Origin of the sequence: Afipia broomeae ATCC 49717, assembly GCF_000314675.2 — a bacterium.
Taxonomy (GTDB): domain Bacteria; phylum Pseudomonadota; class Alphaproteobacteria; order Rhizobiales; family Xanthobacteraceae; genus Afipia; species Afipia broomeae.
This window is the reverse complement of record NZ_KB375284.1, coordinates 669,972-689,806: the sequence shown is the minus strand read 5'-3', so window position 1 is coordinate 689,806 and position 19,835 is coordinate 669,972. Positions and strand designations below refer to the sequence as shown.

Annotated in this window: 17 protein-coding genes; 4 read left to right on the top strand and 13 right to left on the bottom strand. The window is 62.3% G+C overall.

What is annotated here, in order from left to right; genetic code table 11:
* Positions 1-64: 64 nt before the first annotated feature.
* From holA to HMPREF9695_RS22875, 4 genes are all read right to left on the bottom strand, one after another.
* A complete protein-coding gene (gene holA / locus HMPREF9695_RS22890) occupies positions 65-1,093 on the bottom strand; it encodes a DNA polymerase III subunit delta (RefSeq protein WP_006023296.1) in 1,029 nt (342 codons plus the stop codon).
* A 24-nt stretch (positions 1,094-1,117) separates the two neighbouring features.
* Positions 1,118-1,672: an LPS assembly lipoprotein LptE gene (locus HMPREF9695_RS22885; RefSeq protein ID WP_006023295.1), complete on the bottom strand. Its 555-nt coding sequence runs from the start codon at positions 1,670-1,672 to the stop codon at positions 1,118-1,120.
* Complete coding sequence (leuS, locus tag HMPREF9695_RS22880; protein WP_006023294.1) at positions 1,659-4,289, bottom strand: leucine--tRNA ligase; 2,631 nt, start codon at positions 4,287-4,289, stop codon at positions 1,659-1,661. Before leuS ends, HMPREF9695_RS22885 begins: the two co-directional genes overlap by 14 nt.
* Positions 4,290-4,391: 102 nt before the next feature.
* The gene (locus HMPREF9695_RS22875; RefSeq protein ID WP_006023293.1) at positions 4,392-6,083 is read right to left on the bottom strand and encodes a sensor domain-containing diguanylate cyclase; all 1,692 of its coding nucleotides are present in this window, start codon (positions 6,081-6,083) and stop codon (positions 4,392-4,394) included.
* Between the two features lie 106 nt (positions 6,084-6,189).
* Here HMPREF9695_RS22875 and HMPREF9695_RS22870 point away from each other — a divergent pair, with 106 nt between their 5' ends.
* Positions 6,190-6,879 carry a YggS family pyridoxal phosphate-dependent enzyme gene (locus tag HMPREF9695_RS22870; protein WP_006023292.1) on the top strand — a complete coding sequence of 230 codons (690 nt, stop codon included), beginning with the start codon at positions 6,190-6,192 and terminating at the stop codon, positions 6,877-6,879.
* Positions 6,880-6,944: 65 nt separating this feature from the next.
* Here HMPREF9695_RS22870 and HMPREF9695_RS22865 read toward each other — a convergent pair whose 3' ends face one another.
* Positions 6,945-7,562 carry a L,D-transpeptidase family protein gene (locus HMPREF9695_RS22865; protein ID WP_006023291.1) on the bottom strand — a complete coding sequence of 206 codons (618 nt, stop codon included), beginning with the start codon at positions 7,560-7,562 and terminating at the stop codon, positions 6,945-6,947.
* Between the two features lie 130 nt (positions 7,563-7,692).
* On the opposite strand from HMPREF9695_RS22865, the gene HMPREF9695_RS22860 reads away from it, so the two are divergent.
* Both HMPREF9695_RS22860 and HMPREF9695_RS22855 read left to right on the top strand, forming a co-directional pair.
* A complete protein-coding gene (locus HMPREF9695_RS22860; RefSeq protein WP_006023290.1) occupies positions 7,693-8,379 on the top strand; it encodes a response regulator transcription factor in 687 nt (228 codons plus the stop codon).
* A gap of 33 nt (positions 8,380-8,412) precedes the next feature.
* Positions 8,413-8,853 (top strand): Crp/Fnr family transcriptional regulator, encoded by a 441-nt coding sequence (locus HMPREF9695_RS22855; protein ID WP_006023289.1) that lies wholly within the window; start codon positions 8,413-8,415, stop codon positions 8,851-8,853.
* A gap of 22 nt (positions 8,854-8,875) precedes the next feature.
* Here the strand turns inward: HMPREF9695_RS22855 and HMPREF9695_RS22850 are convergent, their stop codons facing one another.
* The 8 genes from HMPREF9695_RS22850 to HMPREF9695_RS22815 all read right to left on the bottom strand — a co-directional run bounded on the left by HMPREF9695_RS22850 (position 8,876) and on the right by HMPREF9695_RS22815 (position 18,667).
* Entirely contained in the window at positions 8,876-9,691 is an 816-nt protein-coding gene (locus HMPREF9695_RS22850) for an exodeoxyribonuclease III (protein ID WP_006023288.1), read from the bottom strand.
* Between the two features lie 103 nt (positions 9,692-9,794).
* Complete coding sequence (locus HMPREF9695_RS22845) at positions 9,795-10,643, bottom strand: outer membrane lipoprotein carrier protein LolA (protein ID WP_006023287.1); 849 nt, start codon at positions 10,641-10,643, stop codon at positions 9,795-9,797.
* An 85-nt stretch (positions 10,644-10,728) separates the two neighbouring features.
* Positions 10,729-13,191 carry a DNA translocase FtsK gene (locus HMPREF9695_RS22840; protein WP_006023286.1) on the bottom strand — a complete coding sequence of 821 codons (2,463 nt, stop codon included), beginning with the start codon at positions 13,189-13,191 and terminating at the stop codon, positions 10,729-10,731.
* 4 nt (positions 13,192-13,195) lie between these two features.
* Positions 13,196-14,428 carry an aminotransferase class I/II-fold pyridoxal phosphate-dependent enzyme gene (locus tag HMPREF9695_RS22835; protein ID WP_006023285.1) on the bottom strand — a complete coding sequence of 411 codons (1,233 nt, stop codon included), beginning with the start codon at positions 14,426-14,428 and terminating at the stop codon, positions 13,196-13,198.
* Positions 14,429-14,712: 284 nt separating this feature from the next.
* Positions 14,713-16,155: an ammonium transporter gene (locus tag HMPREF9695_RS22830; protein ID WP_006023284.1), complete on the bottom strand. Its 1,443-nt coding sequence runs from the start codon at positions 16,153-16,155 to the stop codon at positions 14,713-14,715.
* Between the two features lie 37 nt (positions 16,156-16,192).
* Positions 16,193-16,531: a P-II family nitrogen regulator gene (locus HMPREF9695_RS22825; RefSeq protein ID WP_002713927.1), complete on the bottom strand. Its 339-nt coding sequence runs from the start codon at positions 16,529-16,531 to the stop codon at positions 16,193-16,195.
* 328 nt (positions 16,532-16,859) lie between these two features.
* Complete coding sequence (locus tag HMPREF9695_RS22820) at positions 16,860-18,170, bottom strand: ammonium transporter (RefSeq protein WP_006023283.1); 1,311 nt, start codon at positions 18,168-18,170, stop codon at positions 16,860-16,862.
* 158 nt (positions 18,171-18,328) lie between these two features.
* The gene (locus HMPREF9695_RS22815; RefSeq protein WP_006023282.1) at positions 18,329-18,667 is read right to left on the bottom strand and encodes a P-II family nitrogen regulator; all 339 of its coding nucleotides are present in this window, start codon (positions 18,665-18,667) and stop codon (positions 18,329-18,331) included.
* A gap of 254 nt (positions 18,668-18,921) precedes the next feature.
* Here HMPREF9695_RS22815 and HMPREF9695_RS22810 point away from each other — a divergent pair, with 254 nt between their 5' ends.
* Positions 18,922-19,800: a DUF4339 domain-containing protein gene (locus tag HMPREF9695_RS22810; protein WP_006023281.1), complete on the top strand. Its 879-nt coding sequence runs from the start codon at positions 18,922-18,924 to the stop codon at positions 19,798-19,800.
* Positions 19,801-19,835 lie beyond the last annotated feature (35 nt).

Here is a 19,835-nt window from a genome sequence, read left to right as displayed (position 1 = left end):
ATTGAGCAGAGTGCCTTGGTAATCGGGATCACCCGACAGGCCCGGTGATGACAACCGAGTAACGCTACCCTCGCCGCCGCGTATTCACGGCAATTGCAAGCAGCGCACGCTGTGCAATGACTTCCGCCAGCGACGACTGCTTGCGCATGTCGAACGCCGCGTCGGCCAGTTGCGCCATGACCCGGGCCATACGCTCGGAGCTGGTGTTGCGCAGCGCCGTTTCGACCAGCGTCTTGCGCGAAAAGTGCAGCCGCGGAAATCCGCTGTCGAGTGCTTCAAGTTCGCTGCGGCCCTCTTCGATCGACAGACGCGCCTTGTGCAGCAGCGCTGCGTGGCGCTGCGCCGACATGATAATCAAGCCCGGATAGGTGCCTGCGGCCATCGCTTTGGCGAAGGCCGTTTCGACATCGGCGGCACGTCCCGCAAAGGCATTGTCGACGATCGGATCGAGCGCCAGGCCAGATGCGTCGGTCACGATGGCGACCACGTCATCGAGTGTGACCTCGCGCTGACCATGGGCGTAAAGCGCGACTTTCCGAATCTCGTTGCGTGACGCCTGCCGGTCGCCGCCGAGCAGCGACGTCAGCGCTGCGCGCGCGTCCGGCGCAATCTTCAGATTCGACAGCCGCAGTTCGTCGTCGATCAGCTTCGCAAGATCGCGCTCGGTGTCGGCGTAGCAGGCGATGGCCACGGCGGTCTTGGCTTTCTCGCAGGCTTTCCTCAGCGGCGCATCCGGGCGCAGTTCGCCGGCCTCGATGACGATGCGGCAATCCTTCGGCTGCATCTCGGCCAGCGTATCGATGCCGCTTGCGAAGCTGCGCGAGCCGGCGCGAATCCGGATCGCGCGGCGGCCGCCGAACAGCGGCACAGTCATGGCTTCGTCAACCAGCCGTGACGGCTCGGCGGCGAGTTCGTCGCCGTCCATCCTGACCAGGGAAAAAGGATCGTTCGGATCGTCCACGGCCGATGCCATCAAGGCGTCGGCGCGCTCGCGCACGAGGCCAGCGTCGGGACCATAGAGCAGGATGATCGGCCGCGATGGATCGGGCCGGGCCAGAAACGCGTCGATTTCTTTCCCGCGAAGCGCGACCACAATTATCTCAGGGCTGAGTGTCGATCAGGTGCCGGCGATGAAGAACGATGCGAGACGCTGGCTGATATTGTCGGCGATGACCTTGGCAGCGCGGTCTTCGGCGTCACGCAGTCCGCGCGAGCGGGCGAAGCGTTGTGCCTGTCCCGGAATGTCATAGGACACGCGCGAGAAGGTCGTACCGGTCAAGACCGTCTTGTCGGTGGCGTTGTCCTTCAGCTCATAGGTCGCATCGATGCCGTAGTTTTCGATGTCGGGCCGGGCGGTGGTGGGATCGACGATGATCGACAGGCGGGATGTGGTGAGCCGCATCACCAGACGGTGGGTTGGCGGTCCGCCGACGGCACTGCCGTACATGTTGAACATCAGATTGTTGCGGATCTCGACACCAAGCCGCGCCTCGCGTGAACCGTTCGGCAGGTTGAGCGGGGGAACCTCGACGCCTTGCAGCTTCTCGCGCAGGGCCGATCCGCCGGTCGCGCTCCGCTCGCCGTACATCGGCTGGAAGCACCCGGCCGTCAGGGCCGCAAGGGCAGCCACGGCGATGAGCCGGACAGCGATGCGCTTATCAAACCACGACATTCACGATCCTCTGCGGAACGATAATGACTTTTCGGGGAGATTTCCCGTCCAGTGCCGATTTTACTGCATCGAGTACCAAAACGGCAGCCTCAATTTCCCCATTTGAAGCATTTCGGGCGACCGTGACATCCGCGCGTTTCTTGCCATTAACCTGCACCGGGAGCGTAATTGTGTCATCGACCAGCAATTTGGCTTCGGTTTCAGGCCAATTTGCCTCCGAAACCAGTTCCTGATGCCCCAGCGCCTGCCAGCATTGCTCGGCCAGATGCGGCATCATCGGGGAGATCAGCCGGACCAGGATGTCGAATGCCTCCCGCGCCGCCGCTGCGACGGCGGGGTCGGTCTGCAGGGATTTCGCCGGCCCGTCGACGACGTCGCCCAGCGCGCCGACGAAGGTATAGAGCTTTGCGATCGCGGTGTTGAACCGCAGCCGTTCGATCGCGGTGGAGACATCCGCAAGGGTGCGGTGCGCGATGCGCCGGAGCGCCATCGCGCCGTCGTTGTTTTCCGGGATGGCCGTCCCCGGCTTCGGCAGAAGCGGAGCGGCGGTATTTACCAGCCGCCAGATGCGCTGGACGAAACGGCCGGCGCCCTGCACGCCTTCCTCGCTCCAGATCACGTCGCGGTCGGGCGGCGAGTCGGACAGCATGAACCAGCGGGCGGTGTCGGCGCCGTAGGTGCCGATGATGTCGTCGGGGTCGACAGTGTTGCGCTTCGACTTCGACATCTTTTCGATCGGGCCGATCTCGATCGGCTCTTTCGTCGTCAGCAGTGTCGCACTGCGCTTGTCGCCGACGGTCTCGATGCTGATCTCGGCCGGCGAGGCAAAGGTGCCGTCCTGCTTCTTGTAGGTTTCGTGCACCACCATGCCTTGCGTGAACATGCCGGCGAACGGCTCGTCCATGCCGATGTGCCCTGTTGCCTTCATCGCGCGGACGAAGAAGCGGCTGTACAGCAGATGCAGGATCGCATGCTCGACGCCGCCGATATACTGGTCGACCGGCATCATGCGATCGACGACATTGCGTGTCGTCGGCGCGTTCTCGTTCCACGGGTCGGTGAAGCGCGCGAAGTACCACGACGAATCGACGAACGTGTCCATCGTGTCGGTTTCGCGTGTCGCCTTGCCGCCGCATTGCGGGCAGGTGACGTGCTTCCAGGTCGGATGATGATCGAGGGCATTGCCCGGCTTGTCGAAGGTCACATCCTCCGGCAGCACGACCGGCAAATCCTTGTCCGGCACCGGCACCACATCGCACGTCGGACAATGAATAACCGGGATCGGACAGCCCCAGTAGCGCTGGCGCGAGATACCCCAGTCGCGCAGGCGGAAGTTCACCTGCCGCTCGGCGACCGGCGTATTGCCGCGCGTTGCGCTCTCGAGGCGCCTGGCAACATCTTCCTTCGCCTCCGCGATGGTCATGCCATCAAGGAAACGCGAGTTGATCATGCGGCCTTCGCCGTCATAGGCGGTGTCGGTAATGACGAACGATTTCGGATCGACGTCCGGCGGACAAACCACCGGCGTATTTCCGAGACCGTATTTGTTGACGAAATCGAGATCGCGCTGATCGTGCGCGGGGCAGCCGAAGATCGCCCCGGTGCCGTATTCCATCAGCACGAAGTTGGCGACATAGACCGGCAGCTTCCAGTCCGGATCGAACGGATGCACGGCCTTGATGCCGGTGTCGAAGCCCTGTTTCTCGGCGGTGTCGATGATTTCCTGCGCGGTACCCTGACGTTTGGTCTCGGCAATGAATTCGGCGAGCTTCGGGTTTTTCGCCGCCGCTGCCTGCGCGAGCGGATGATCCGGCGCAATCGCCATGAACTTGGCGCCGAACAGCGTATCGGGACGCGTCGTGAAAACCTTGAGTTCGTTCTCGCCGCCGGGGGCAGTCGCCGGGTCGAGGGCGAAACGGATCAGCAGGCCTTCGGAGCGGCCGATCCAGTTGCGCTGCATCAGCCGCACCTTGTCGGGCCAGCGATCGAGCGTGTCGAGCGCGTCAAGCAGATCCTGCGAGTACTTCGTAATCTTGAAGACCCACTGATTCATTTCGCGCTGTTCGACGACGGCGCCGGAGCGCCAGCCGCGGCCGTCGATCACCTGCTCGTTGGCGAGCACGGTCATGTCGACCGGGTCCCAGTTGATCTTGCGCTTTTCGCGCTCGGCGAGCCCAGCCTTCATGAAATCCAGAAACATCTTCTGCTGATGTTTGTAGTAGCTCGGATCGCAGGTCGCGAATTCGCGCGACCAGTCGAGAGACAGCCCCATGGTCTGAAGCTGCTTCTTCATCGCGGCGATGTTCTCGTAGGTCCATGCCTTCGGCGCCACCTTGCGCTCGATCGCGGCATTTTCGGCCGGCAGGCCGAAGGCGTCCCAGCCCATCGGATGCAGCACATTGTGGCCCTTGGCGCGCATGTAGCGCGCGACCACGTCGCCCATGGTGTAATTGCGGACGTGACCCATGTGGATGCGCCCCGACGGATAGGGGAACATCTCGAGCACGTAATATTTCGGCCGGGGATCGTCGTTGCGCGTGGCGAAAATCGCCCGCTCGTCCCAGAGCTTTTGCCAGCGTGGCTCGGATTCGCGGGCGTTATAGCGTTCGGTGCTCATCGGATGGGTCGTCTGCCAAAGGGGGATTCAGGAGGCGGCAGACTAGCCACAAAAGACCGCGAGGGGTCAACGCTTTAGGCGCAAATATGGCCTGCGCGGCCCTTAGCCGGCTAGGGAAACCGGCCGATCGGCAGGCAGGATCAGGCCGTGTTCGACCACCGTGTTCCGCCCCCGGCGTTTGGCCGCATACAGCGCCGCGTCCGCGGCCTCGATCAGATCGTCTTGCGGCTGGGCGCTGCCCGGCGTGACCGTCGCGATGCCCACGCTGACGGTGACGTGCTTGAAATCGCTGGTGACGTGCGGAATCGTCAGTTCTTCGATTGTTGTGCGAACTTTTTCGGCCACCTGCAGCGAGCGGGCCGCACTGCTGTTCGGCAGCAACAAACAGAATTCCTCGCCGCCATAACGGGCTGCGAAGCCGGCATAGGCATCCGCGATTGTCGACAGCGCCTCGCCGACGCGGCTGAGGCAGGCGTCGCCTTCGGGATGGCCGTAGGTGTCGTTGAAAAGCTTGAAATGATCGACGTCGATCATCAGCAGCGAAAGCCGGGTGTCGGATTGCAGTGCCTTCATCCACTCGAATTCGAGCCGGCTCTGGAAGCCCCGGCGGTTGGCCAGCCCGGACACCAGATCGAGCGATGCGATGACGGTGAGCCGGTCGTTGGCGGCGGCCATTTCGCGCTCACGCTCGGAGAGTTGTGACGCCATGGTATCGAACGCCCTGGCGAGCGGAATGAACTCTCTTGGCAGCGAGGCATTCGATGCCCTCGCCGAAAATTCGCCGCGGCCAAAACGATTGGCGGTTTCTGTCATCGCGCGGAGCGGCCGGATGATGAGGCGCTCGCCGGCGAACCAGGCACCGAGCAGCGTCGCGAGAACCACGATTGCAAGCTGGATGTATGCAGTCCGGATGTCACGGTTGATGTCGCTCAGCATCAGGGACTGATTGACGCTGACAATCATGCGGGCCTTTGTGCCGGTAACCCGCGCGAACGATACGGCCTTCTTCTCGCCATCGGCCGATTCGAAGGAGATCGATCCATATTCGCGATCGAGATTGATTTCACGCAGCGTGACCGCTTCCAGCAGCGAGGTGTCCTTAAGCTTCTGCCCGATCAGATTCATGCTTTCGGGTGGGGACGCCAGGATCGTTCCCGCGCCGTCGACAAGGACGACCGATACGCCCGAACGTCCGCCGCGATTCACCAGCAGCTGCGACATCCATTTCAGATCGATCGCAGCGATGACCACCGATTCCTGCCGGCCGTCCACCGCCGAAACCGGATACGCCGCAATCATCGTCGGCAGGCTGGTAATGCGGCTCGGGATGAAGTCGCTGAGAACGAAATCGTGAAGCTCACGCGCCTTGAGGACATAATCGCGGTCACTGAGATCAAAGCCGACGATGCTTTGCTTTGTCGAGCAGTCGATCTTGCCTTCCGGGCCGATGATCGAAAGGTTTCTGATCCACGGCAGATCGACCCGCATGCTGGCGCGCATCACCGCGCAACCGCGGCCCTGCTGGGAACCGGCGGCATAGATGTAGGCGGAGGATTTCACAACGGCCTGCACCGTCGATATGATTTCGCGCTGCGCATCGGCGGTATGTTTTGCGAGCTCGGAGAGTTCGTTTGCGGCCTGCATCATCTGCCTGGAGCGCGAGTCTTCCAGCAGGCGGACGCGGTCGAGCATCAAAGGCACGACCAGAATCAACGCCAAAAGCACAAGACGGGCACGAATCCCGAATAGCGCCTTGAGTTTTGACGTGTTGCGGCCGAAGCTGGCGATTGACATCAGTATTCCCTTGCCCCACGCCAACACTACAAAAAAGGGTTCAAGGACCCTTTTTTGAATTCGCTAAAATTCGAATGATCCTTAATTTGAAGGCAAGTTTACATCGATGGCTGTGGATAATATGCCGCCGGTAACATCTGATTCACCAAGCGGTCTCGCCGGGGTGGAGCGCGAGATTTCGCGCGCATGCAAGGACGCGCGCCGTGATCGCTCCTCGGTGACGCTGGTTGCAGTGTCGAAGACATTCGATGGCGACGCCATCGCGCCGGTGATCCGCGCCGGTCAGCGTGTGTTCGGTGAGAACCGCGTGCAGGAAGCGAAAGCCAAGTGGCCGCCGCTAATGGCCGAACATTCCGGTCTTGCGCTTCACCTGATCGGGCCGCTGCAATCGAACAAGGCCAAGGAGGCCGTCGCGCTGTTTGACGCCATTCATTCGGTGGACCGCGCCAGTCTCTGTGAGGCACTGTCGAAGGAAATCGTTAAGCAAGGCCGTCATCCGCAACTGTTCGTTCAGCTCAACACCGGCGAGGAGCCGCAGAAAGCGGGGATCGCCCCGGCGGATGCCGATGCATTCATTGCGAGATGCCGCGACGTCTACGGTCTGCAAATTTCCGGACTGATGTGCATCCCTCCGGTCGAGGATCCGCCTGCGGCGCATTTCGCGCTGAACGCCAAGATCGCAGCGCGCAACGGACTGAAATTGTTATCGATGGGGATGAGCGCGGATTTCGCCACCGCGATTCAGCTCGGCGCAACCCATGTGCGTGTCGGCTCCGCGATCTTCGGAAAGCGGTAGTTTCTGCACGAAGAACTCCATCGTCATTGCGAGGAGCGCCAGCGACGAAGCAATCCAGCTTTTTGCTACAGTGGATTGCTTCGCTTCGCTCGCAATGACGAGTAGCTTGCAATGTCACCGATCACGATCTTCGTCTGCGGTCCGATCCGTTCCAGCAAGCGCAGCATCCCACTGCGCGTCAGCCCGACGCAGCCGGCGGTTGGCGAGAATTTTTCGCGGGCGAGATGCAGGAAAACCGCGCTGCCCCGCCTCGCGATGCGCGGCCGGGTGTTGTGGTCGATCTCGATGATGAAATCATAGAGATGATCCTCCCGCGCCAGCCGGTCGCCGTCCTCGCCGGGCGCGCGTTTGACCGCGCGATTGTAATGCCGGTCGGCGGGATTTTCCGACCAGGCGTCCGCAGGGCCGATCGCCCGGACCGGAAGATAGGTTCGCGGCCGGGGGTGCCTGTCGGCGCGCCACCACAGCCGCACCGGCCGGAATATGCCGCGGGGTGTTCCGCCATCGCCTTCGAACTTGTTGGCCTTGATTCCGCCGCGTCCAAGCGCGACCGGTAGGATATGGGTGCCCGCCACCAGCCAACCCTGGTTGGGCCGGCCGGCGGCAGCATGAACCCGGACAGCGGAAAGCGGCCGATCACGCAACGGTGTTCGATAAGCCCTTGGAAAGCCTAGATTTCCCATAATTGGTTCCCGTGACTGCGTACAACTCCGGCTTGCGCTTTCGCCTGCAAATGCTCTATTTCGCCGAGGTTCTTCGAGATCGCTCTCCGGACCCTCTATATACAAGCCGAATTTTAAAGGACTGGATGCAATGGCCAACGCCCGCAAGATCCTGATCGTGGACGACGACACCGATCTGCGCGATGCCCTGGTGGAGCAGTTGTCGCTTCACGAGGAGTTCGAGGCATCCGCCGTCGATACCGGCGCAAAGGGCGCGCTGGCGGCGAAAAGCAACTCTCCCGACCTTGTGCTGATGGATGTCGGCCTGCCCGACACCGATGGCCGCGAGGTGGTCCGCAGCCTGCGCAAGGGCGGCTTCAAGTCGCCGATCATCATGCTGACCGGCCACGACACCGATTCGGACACGGTTCTCGGGCTCGAATCGGGCGCGAACGACTATGTCGCGAAGCCTTTTCGATTCGCCGTGCTGCTGGCCCGCATCCGTGCGCAGCTGCGCCAGCATGAAGCCAGTGAAGACGCGGTGTTTTCGGTGGGTCCGTACAGCTTCCGCCCGGGCTCGAAGATGCTGACCGGCGCCAATGCCAAGAAGGTCCGGCTCACCGAGAAGGAAACCGCGATCCTCCGTTTCCTTTACCGCGCCGGGCAGATGCCGGTGTCGCGCGAGACCCTGCTCCAGGAAGTCTGGGGTTATAATTCCGGGGTGACCACCCACACGCTGGAAACGCATATCTATCGCCTGCGCCAGAAGGTGGAGAAGGACGCCGCGAATCCCGAAATTCTTGTGACTGAGTCTGGCGGCTATAAGCTGGTGCCATGAGGCGAATCAATCGCCGATCCATCTCGGCGCCCTATGGCTATTGAAGACGACATCGCCCTGTTTTCGCGCGTCCCGACACTGAATTTGTTGGGCGCGGCGGCGTTGCAGGTGCTTGCGATCGGCGCCGAGCAGCGCGATTACGGATTCGGCGAGCGGCTGTTCGAACAGGGCGATCCTGCGGATTCCGGTTTCATTGTTCGGCACGGCGCGTTTCGCGTGGCTTCGGACGATGGTCATGAAGCCATTGCGGGCCAGAACGTTCTGATCGGCGAGCTCGCGCTGGTGGTTCCGATGGCGCGGCCGGCGACGGCGACGGCTCTCGAACCGTCGTCGGTGCTGCGCATTTCGCGCAGCCTGTTCCAGCGTGTGCTCGAAAGTCATCCCGAAGCGGCACGACGTCTGCGCGATGATTTCGCCGCGCGCACCAACGCGGCGGCGGGGGCAATGGTCCGGGTGACCGAGACGCTGCGATAGTTTTATCGCGTCCTATCCCAAATCACACATCAAGCACCGCCGTGACCGGCACATGGTCTGACGGGCGCTCCCAGCCGCGCGCGTCCCTGGTGATTTTGAAATCACGAACGCTGTCGCCGAGCGCCTGTGAAACCCAGATGTGGTCGAGGCGGCGGCCCTTGTTCGCCGCGCTCCAGTCCGCGGAGCGGTAGCTCCACCAGGAATAGACTTTCTCGGATAGCGGAATTCGCTGCCGCGCGACGTCAATCCAGTTGCCCTGCGCCTGTATGCCGAGCAGCTTCTCGCATTCGATCGGCGTATGCGACACGATCTTCAAAAGCTGTTTGTGGGACCAGACGTCATGCTCGTGCGGCGCGACGTTGAGATCGCCGACGAGAATATGCCGGTCGGCGGGCTTCGGATGCAGCGGCTCGCAGTCGCGCATCTCGTCGAGGAACGAGAGCTTGTGCTCGAACTTCGGATTGAGCGCGGGATCGGGAATATCGCCGCCGGCAGGAACATAAAAATTATGCACGATCAGCGGGTCGGCGATCTGCGCCTTCGAGCCGAACGCCACCGAGATGTGCCGCGAATCGACCTTGCCGCAGAACGTGCGCACGTCGCTCGATTCGAACGGAATTTTCGAGACGATGGCGACGCCGTGATAACCCTTCTGGCCGTTGAGCGCGACGTGCTCATAGCCGAGCCGCTTGAAACGCTTCAGCGGGAATGCGTCATCGATGCATTTGGTTTCCTGGAGACACAGCACATCGGGCCGCACCGCCTTGATGAATTTCGCGACCAGATCGATGCGCAGCCGCACCGAATTGATGTTCCAGGTTGTCAGGGTGAAGCGCATGGGAAACGTAAAGCACAGGACGCGCGACGAGGAAACGTCATCCTGAGGTGCGCGCTCTTTCCGTCGCCCTTCGAGGCTCGCACCTCAGGGTGACGGCAACGACCTAGTTGTTCGAGTTCTGATAGTTGGTGAAGTCGATCTTGAACATCGAGGGATCGAGCTTCTTGGTGGTGTCGAGATTGTAGACCGCGACGGTGGTGTCGTATCCCTGCGGATCGGTGACGGTCCATTGCTTGAGCTGATTGTCCTTGGCCCCGATCATCAGCATCAGCCGGCTGGTCCCGACCAGCGCCTGCTTTTCCTCGATGGTGACGCTGATGAACATGTTGTCCGAGGAGATGCCCACGACATTGGTGTCGCGCAGCAGATCGATGCGGTCGGACAACAGGTAGCGCAATGGCGTCTGCGACAACGGATAGACGTCTTGGGTCGCGAGCCTGCGATCCAGCACGACCACCGATGTGCCGTCGGCCACCAGCGCGATCGGCGAGGGATCGTCATACTCGAAACGGATCTTGCCGGGCTTCTGGATATAGAAATCGCCGGTCGTGCGTTTGCCGTCGGGACCGACCTGCACGAAATTGCCTGAGACGTTCTGCAACGACGAGAGGTAAGTGCTGACCTTGCCGGCCAGCGCCTTTTGATTGGCGTCGAAATTCTGGCTCGGCGTCCCGCCGCCGAACAGGCTGCGCAGATCCGGAATGATCGGCGTCGGTGGTGCCGACGTGGCGGGTGCCTGCACCTGCGGTGGGGGGGTATCGCCGATGCGGGCTTTCGGTGCGGGCTTTGGAACAGGAACAGCCTGGGCCAGTGCCGATGGCATCATGAGGCATGCCGCGATCGTTGCCGCCAACGCTGCCATGGGCACTTTCATGGGCACTTTCGCGACCGAAACAGGATGTGTGGAGCGCCGGGGCCCGCAGAACGGCTGATTGCGATGGAATTTTCTCAACGGTCCGTCCTGTGGATGCCTTGTGATCTGTCCGCCGGGGCTATCCCGAAGCTATGGCGATTTCGCGGCTGCGAATAGCGGGGATTTAGCCAAATCGTTCGTCTTCCTCGGCCACCAGAATCTCGCGTTTTCCGGCGTGATTGGCCTGCCCGACGATGCCTTCCAGCTCCATCCGCTCCATCAGGGTGGCGGCGCGGTTGTAGCCGATCTGCAGGCGGCGCTGGATGTAGCTGGTGGAGGCCTTGCGATCGCGTTTGACGATCGCAACCGCCTGCGAGAACAGGTCGCCTTCGCCGCCGTTGGCGCCCATGCTCGTGCCGTCGAATACGGCGTTGCCGTCCTCGTCGGTTTCCTCTTCCGCGGTGACCGCCTCGAGGTATTCAGGCTGACCCTGCGACTTGAGATGACGGACGATCTTCTCGACTTCCTCGTCCGACACGAACGGGCCGTGCACGCGGCTGATGCGACCGCCGCCTGCCATGTAGAGCATGTCGCCCTGGCCGAGCAGTTGTTCCGCGCCCATTTCGCCGAGCAGCACGCGGCTGTCGATCTTCGAGGTGACCTGGAAGGAAATACGCGTCGGAAAGTTCGCCTTGATGGTGCCGGTGATGACGTCCACGGACGGGCGTTGCGTCGCGAGAATGACATGGAGACCCGCAGCGCGCGCCATCTGCGCAAGGCGTTGCACTGCGCCTTCGATGTCCTTGCCCGCGACCATCATCAGGTCGGCCATTTCGTCGACAATGATGACGATATAGGGCAGCGGTTCGAGCTCGAGCTTCTCTTCCTCGTAGATCGCCTTGCCGGTTTCCTTGTCAAAGCCGGTCTGCACGGTGCGAGTCAGTTCCTCGCCCTTGGCCTTCGCCTCGGCGACGCGCGTGTTGTAGCCATCGATGTTGCGCACGCCGAGCTTCGCCATGTTCTTGTAGCGCTGCTCCATCTCGCGCACCGCCCATTTCAGCGCGACCACAGCCTTCTTCGGATCGGTCACCACCGGCGTCAGCAGATGCGGAATGCCGTCATAGACCGACAGTTCGAGCATCTTCGGATCGACCATGATCAGGCGGCACTGGTCCGGGCGCAGGCGATAGAGCAGCGACAGGATCATGGTGTTGATGCCGACGGACTTGCCCGAACCGGTGGTGCCGGCGATCAGGAGATGCGGCATGCGCGCCAGATCCACGATCACAGGCTCGCCGCCGATGGTCTTGCCGAGGCACAGCGGCAGCTTCGCGGTGCTCCCGGTTGCTTCCTTCGCCGTGAGTAGCTCCCGCAGATAAACGGTCTCCCGCTTGACGTTGGGCAGCTCGATGCCGATGGCGTTGCGCCCGGAGACGACCGCGACACGCGCAGAGATCGCGCTCATGGAGCGCGCGATATCGTCGGCAAGGCCGATCACACGCGAGGACTTGATACCGGGTGCGGGCTCGAGTTCGTAAAGCGTCACGACCGGTCCCGGGCTGGCTTTTACGATTTCGCCGCGCACGCCGAAATCCTGCAGCACGCCTTCGAGCGAGCGCGAGTTTTCTTCCAGTTCGTCCTTGCTCAACGTGAGGCGGTCCGATGCTTTCGGAGCGGCGAGAACGGAAACCGGCGGCAGAACGAAGACACCCTTGCGGCCGGACGACTTCGGCTCTGCGCGCTTGCGGGCACGCGGCGCGGGCTCCTCGTCTTCCTCTTCTTCCTCTTCTTCCTCTTCTTCTTCCTCGTTCTCTTCGTATTCGTCTTGCGGCACCAGCGATGGAGCGCGCCGTCCGCCGCCGAGGCTCGGCTCCATACGCTCGAACGATGCTGAGCGGCGCGATTCCGTGCGTCCGACCAGCATCGCGAAGAAAGCAGAAAGCGCCCGAACCACGCGTGTTTTTGCGCTCATGGCGGTATGAACGATCCAGCCGAGCGAGATCGAACGGCGATCGTCCTCTTCGAAATCCTCTTCATCCTCGATCATCGGCGGCCGGGTGCGTTCGACGATCTTCTCCTGCGCGCCCGCGCCGCATGCGAAGACGAAACTTCCGATCATCGCGGCAAACAGAAGGACGCCGAGCACGATGCGGTAGATCAGGCCGGGCGGACCGAACACCACCGCCGGGAAACGGACCAGCGCGTCGCCGACAACGCCGCCAAGTCCGGTCGGCAACGGCCATGCGCCGCTGCGCGGCAGGCAGCTTGCGAATCCCGCGGCGATCACCGCGCACAGAATCCAGCATGCGATCCGCAAGGCTTCGCGGTCGAAATGACGGTGGGTCACCAGCCGCCAGCCCCAGATCGCCACCGGCAGGATCAGCATGATCGCGCCAAGGCCGAGAATCTGCATCAGCAGGTCGGCGCCGATCGCGCCCGGACGGCCCATCAGATTGCGGATCGGACCTGAGGTCGCGTGGCTGAGGCTGGGGTCCTGCACCGACCACGTCATCAGAGCCGCGGCAACAACACACGAGAGCGCGATGACGCCGAGACCGGCGAGTTCGCGCAGGCGCCGCGCCAGCATCTCGCGCAATGGATCGGAGATCTGGCCGACGATGGGAATGACGCGTTCGATCGCTGGCATGGTTTTACGAGCCCCGAGCTTCGTTCAGGACGTCGACCATACGGTGCAACGCCTCAGCCGTTGTTTCACTGTCCTGCTGCACCAGGGCGACGCGGATATATCCGTTGCCTGGATTGCTGCCATCGGCCTGCGGCCTCGCCAGATAGCTTCCCGGAATGACGCGCACGCCGCCTTCCTTGAAAAGCTTCACCGTCGCCGCTTCGTCGCCGCCGTGGGCCGAGACATCGAGCCAGATGCAGAAGCCGCCCGCGGGCCGCCGGTAACCGAAGCGGTTGCCGAGAATCTGGTCCGCGAGATCGAACTTGATCCGGTAGAGCCTGCGGTTCGCATCGACATGAGTCTCGTCGCCATAGGCGGCGACGGCGACATGCTGCAGCGGGACCGGCACCTGAGGCGCCGCGACATTGCGCAGTTCATGAAAGCGCGCGAGAAAATTCCTGTCGCCGGCAACGAAGCCGACGCGCAGGCCCGGCAGGTTCGATCGCTTGGACAGCGACTGGAACGCAACCACGTTGGCGAAGTCGTTTCCGGCGGAGGCGAGCATGCTGCCCGGCGCTTCGCCGGTGTAGATTTCGGAATAGCATTCGTCGCTGAGCACGATGAAGCCGTGACGGTCGGCGAGCTGCTTTACGCGGTCGAAGTAGGCGCGCGATGGCACCGAGCCCTGCGGGTTCGCAGGCGATGCCAGGTAGAAGGCGACGGTGCGGTCGAGGGTTTCGGCGCTCAGGGAATCGAGATTGGGCAGAAAGCCGTTCTCGCGCGTGGTCGCCAGAAACACCGCTTCGCATCCGGCGGCCCGCGCACCGGCCGCATAGGCGGGATAGAACGGATTGGGCATCAGGATCGCGGGCGTGCCCTTGCGGGGGCTGACATAGCGCGCGGCGGCGATCGCTGCGAAAAACAGCCCCTCGCGGCTGCCGTTGAGCACCAGAATTTCGGTTTCGGGATCGATGGCCTTGGCCAGGGCGAATCGCCGGGAAACCCAGGCGGCGGCGGTCTTGCGGAACGGCTCGATGCCCTTGGCAATCGGGTAGCGGCCGAAGTCGTTGATATGGCTGGCCAGCACCGGTCCGACAAAGCCGGGCACCGGATGCTGCGGCTCCCCAATTGACATATTTATCAATGGCTTGCCCGGCGTGTAAGGGCTCAGCAGCTCGGTCAGCCGGGCAAACGGCGAGCGCTCGCCGTCTTGGGCGCCGGCGGCGGAAGCCGAGCGGGAAGAAGCGGTCATGGCCATTCGAAAAACGCCAGCACTAGTAAGGTCCGTCGATCCCGCGGGTCGGTCAGGGGGCCACGCAGGACTTGATCACGTCACCATAGGTGCGGCGAGGTTAAGACGCGATTAACCATCGCGGCGCGGGCTTAGTTTGCCGCCCTTTCCGGGCACTGATCTTACCCCGGAAACCGGCCTCCTTTTCAGGACGCAGCGGCACAAAAAGTAAGGGCCCCAGCTTGCGCTGGGGCCCTCCGACGGACGGGGCATTGCCGGGTTTGTGCCCCAACCGTTGTTCCTGAGCTCGCTTACATGTTGTAGGCGCGCTCGGTGTGGTCGGTGAGATCCAGACCTTCGCGCTCCTGCTCGACCGGAACGCGCAGACCGACGATCACGTCGACGACCTTGTAGATGATCGCTGAACCGATGCCCGAGAACAGCAGCGTGGTGCCCACGCCCCAGCTCTGCGAGATCATCTGAGCGGCCATGTCGTAGTCGCCCACCTTGCCGGTGACGTAGTCCATGACGCCGGTGCCGCCGAGGGCCGGGTTGACCAGAATGCCGGTGCCGAGAGCGCCGACGATGCCGCCGATGCAGTGGACGCCGAACACGTCGAGCGAGTCGTCATAGCCGAGCGCGTTCTTCACAACTGTACAGAAGAACAGGCAGACGACGCCGACGACGAGACCGAGCACGATCGCGCCCATCGGACCTGCGAAGCCGCAAGCCGGAGTGACGGCAACGAGACCCGCGACCGCACCCGACAACGCGCCGAGCACTGACGGATGGCCCTTGATCATCCACTCCGCGAACATCCAGGACAGCGCCGCAGCAGCGGTTGCCAGGAAGGAGTTGGTCATCGCGAGAGCAGCGCCGCCCGAGGCTTCGAGGTTCGATCCGGCGTTGAAGCCGAACCAGCCCACCCAGAGCAGCGAAGCGCCGATCATGGTCATGGTCAGCGAGTGAGGAGCCATCAGCTCCTTGCCGTAGCCGGTGCGCTTGCCGATCAGGAGAGCGCCGACGAGACCTGCGATGCCGGCGTTGATGTGCACCACCGTGCCGCCTGCGAAGTCGAGGGCGCCCTTCTTGAACAGGAAGCCGCCGTCAGCCATCACCTCGTCGAGTTTCGCCTGTGCTGCAGTCTTTGCAGCGCCGTCAGCCGCGGCGGCCAGTGCCTTGGCTGCATCGCTGATCGCGTCCGGTCCGGCCCAGTACCAAACCATGTGGGCCATCGGGAAGTAGATCAGCGTCACCCAGAGCGGGATGAACAGCGCGATCGCTGCGAACTTCATGCGCTCGGCAAAGGCGCCGACGATGAGGGCCGGCGTGATCGCGGCGAAGGTCATCTGGAAGCAGAAATAGATCATTTCCGAGATGTTGGCATCGACCGAGAACGTCGCCGCCATCGAGTCAGTGGTGATGCCGGCCATGAAGGCTTTGGAGAAGCCGCCGATGAAATCCGAACCGCCGGTGAATGCGAGGCTGTAGCCGTAGAGGGCCCAGATCACGCAGACGATGCAGACGGTGTAGAAAACCTGCATCAGCACGGACAGCATGTTCTTGGAGCGGACGAGGCCGCCGTAGAACAGCGCGAGGCCCGGGATGGTCATCAACAGCACGAGAACTGTTGCGGTCATCATCCAGGCATTATCGCCCTTGTTGATGGTTGGCGCGGCGTAGGCGGCTGTCGTAGCGAAGAGGCCGACGGCGAGAGCTGCCAATCCCGCGCTGGTGGGACGCTTGAACGTCATTTGTTTGTACTCCTGATAAGATGAGGTTTGCGCGAAATCAGAGCGCCGCGTCATCGGCCTCGCCCGTGCGGATGCGAACCGCATGGTCGAGATTGATGACGAAGATTTTGCCGTCGCCGATCTGGCCGGTCTTTGCAGCGCCGGTGATCGCTTCGATGGTCTTGTCGACTTGGGATGAGGCGACAGCGACCTCGATCTTGATCTTGGGCAGGAAACTGACGGCGTATTCAGCGCCGCGGTAGATTTCCGTGTGGCCTTTCTGACGGCCATACCCCTTGACTTCCGTCACCGTGAGACCGTGAACGCCGATGGCGGTCAGGGCATCGCGGACCTCTTCCAGCTTGAATGGCTTGATGATGGCCATAACAATTTTCATGGATACTTCCCCGCTTGGGCCCGGTCGTACGGACCGGGCGTTCTCGACTGAGGGTCACCGCGCGAAGAAAGATCACTCCACGGGCACCAGCCGGGTCCCATAGAATCAAATGCCGTGCCAACACCGCCAAATTCCCTAACGATTTATGAATCCAAGGGTTTTTGGCTTTAGAGGGGGTGCGGAGAAATTGGGCTATTTTGTCGCGCCTAAAAGAGCGACAGGGGTGCCAAAAACATAGGCACACCAGACCGCCGACACATTCGTGCCCATCAGACAAGCAAAAGGTATCTAAGCCCCGACAGCCGAGGCCAAATCCAAATGGGGCGATTTATTGGAGCGCTTCGCCGTGCTGGGTGATGTCGAGGCCTTCCACCTCGTGCTCGTGCGGAACCCGCAGACCGGCCAGCATGTCGACGACCTTCAGCAGCACAAATGTCATCGCGCCGGTCCAGACGAACACCGCCGCCACGCCATAGGCCTGGATCAGCAGCAGCTTGGGATTGCCCTCGATCAGCCCGGCGCTCCCGCCGATGGCGGCGGTGGCGAACACGCCGGTCATCAGCGTTCCCAGCAATCCGCCGATGCCGTGAATGCCGAACACGTCGAGCGTGTCGTCATAGTTGAAGCGGTGCTTGAGGCTGGTGCAGGCCCAGAAGCAAACCGCGCCGGCCACCACGCCGATCACGATGCCATGCCAGGGCTCCACGAAGCCCGAGGCGGGCGTAATGGTGCCGAGTCCGGCCACGGCGCCGGAGATCATGCCGAGCACCGAGGGCTTGCGCCGCGTCAGCCATTCGATCGCGGTCCATGTCAGTGCGCCGGCGCAGGCGGCCAGATGCGTCGCGAGGATCGCCATCACGGCGCGCGAGTTGGCCTGCAAGGCGGAGCCGCCGTTGAATCCGAACCAGCCGACCCACAACAGGCCGGTGCCGATCACCGCCAGCGAAAGATCGTAGGGCGCAAGGTTCTCGGTGCCGTAGCCGCGGCGTCGTCCCATCACAACGGCTGCGACCAGACCCGCGGTGCCGGCACTGAGATGAACCACAAGGCCGCCGGCGAAATCGAGAACGCCGGCCTGCGCGAGAAAGCCGCCGCCCCACACCCAGTGTGCGAGCGGAATGTACACGACCGTAAACCAGCCGATGCAAAACAGGACATAGGATGAGAAGCGCAGGCGGTCCGCGACCGATCCCGCCACCAGCGCGACGGTGATGACCGCAAAGGTCATCTGGTAGATGACGAACAGCGCTTCGGGAATGGTCTTCGCTGCACTGCTCACGCCGTCCATCGTCATGCCGGCCAGCAGAAAGCGCTCCAGCGTGCCGAGCCATGCGCCGTCGCCGACAAACACCAGACTGTAACCGTAGATCACCCAGAGAATGGAAATCAGCGCCACGGCGATCAGGCTTTGCGCCATCGTCGCCAACACGTTCTTCTTGCGCACCATGCCGGCATAGAACAGCGCGAGACCCGGGATCGTCATCATCAGGACGAGCGCGGTCGCCGTGATCATCCACGCGGTATCGGCGGCATCGATCCTGGCCGTTTCAGCAAGGGCTGGCGTCGCAGACGTGACAGCGATGCTCACAGCAGAAACCGCGGTCGCAAACTGTGCGACCGCACGCGGCAATCTCAACATGGTAATCCCCCCGGCTCGTGTGGTGGTTCGCAAGTCCGCATCATTTCTGCAGCACATGGTGCGCGCCGAAAAATGAAGCGAACTTCGGATCAGGACACTAGGAAGACCTTGCGGCGTCTTGCACGCGCCGCTGCAGTCGTGATGCGTATTCCAGAAAATTAAAGGGCGTCGTTGTCGGTCTCGCCGGTGCGGATGCGGACGGCGTTTTCGATCGGCGTGACAAAAACCTTGCCGTCGCCGATCTGTCCGGTGCGTGCACCGGCGGTGATCGCCTGCACCGCCTTGTCGGCAAGGTCGGCCCCGACCGCGATCTCGATGCGCAGCTTGGGCAGGAAATTCACGATGTATTCGGCGCCCCGGTAGATTTCGGTGTGCCCCTTCTGACGGCCGAAGCCTTTCACCTCGGTCACGGTCATGCCGTGCACGCCGATGGCGGTCAGGGCCAGACGGACCTCTTCAAGCTTGAAGGGTTTGATGATGGCGGTGATAAGCTTCATGGCAGCTCTTCATCCCTTAAAGTTCAGCGCGGCAGCGCCACGAGTCTTTACTCGGGCCCGTATCAATCCGCCACCTTTTTGGGCAACGGGGCAGAAAAATATGCAGGGCCGATTGAAAACCGTTGCGGCAAAGCGCGGTCCGTTTGTAGCATTCGCAATCTCGGGGGCTGAGACCGACTGCCATTCATCTGATGCCGCAGGATTTTCTCGCGGCTGGTCCGGCGCCTCATTTTCCCAAGAACAAAGGAAACGCCATGCCGGGCCGATCTTGGTTTGTTGCCGCCGGAGATAAGCAGGAAGGCCCGTATTCCGAAGACGAGTTTCGCGATCTGATCGCGCGGGGGAGTGTCAGGGCCGACACCTATGTCTGGGCCGACGGCATGCAGGACTGGAAATACGCCGGCGATATTCCCGGGCTGCTTTCGACCGGTGTCGCGCCCCCGGCAATTCCCCGCCCGGGCGCATCGCTCCCTTCGGCCAATGGCGATCCGTCCGGCGGAACGTTTTCAATCAATATCGGCATCTGGGAGATGCTGGGCCGCGCGCTGGTTTTCGTGATCGGATTCCTGCTGGTCATTCCGGCGCCATGGGTGGCGGCAAGTTTCTATGGCTGGATTGTCTCGCGCATTCACGTGCCGCAGCGGGGTTATCTCGGCTTCAGCGGAAAGCCTCTCGACATCTGGTACGTGTTTGTCGGGCTGGCGCTGATGACATATGTCGGCGGCGCCAGCGGCATTCCCTACCTGAGCTACCTCTTGTTTCCGGTTCAGGCGTATCTGTCGTGGATGACGGTACGCTGGCTGACGGCGAACATCACATCCGAAGGCCGTCCGCTTCAGCTCAGTTTCGACGGCAGCCCGTGGATCTATATCGGCTGGTACCTTCTGATGGCGGTGTCTTTCATCTCCATCATCGGCTGGGCCTGGGTGGTCGTCTACTGGATGCGGTGGATTTGCGCCAACATCAGCGGCACGCACCGCGCCATTTCGTTCAACGCGACGGGACTTGAGGTGCTCTGGCGAACCCTGGTGTTTTCCATCGGCTCGGTGCTGATCATCCCGATTCCGTGGGTGATGAGCTGGTACACTCGCTGGTACGTGTCGCAGTTCTCCGCTTCGGAGCGGCTGGCGTAACACAACGCGATGATGCGTTAGCCAGCGTCGGTTTC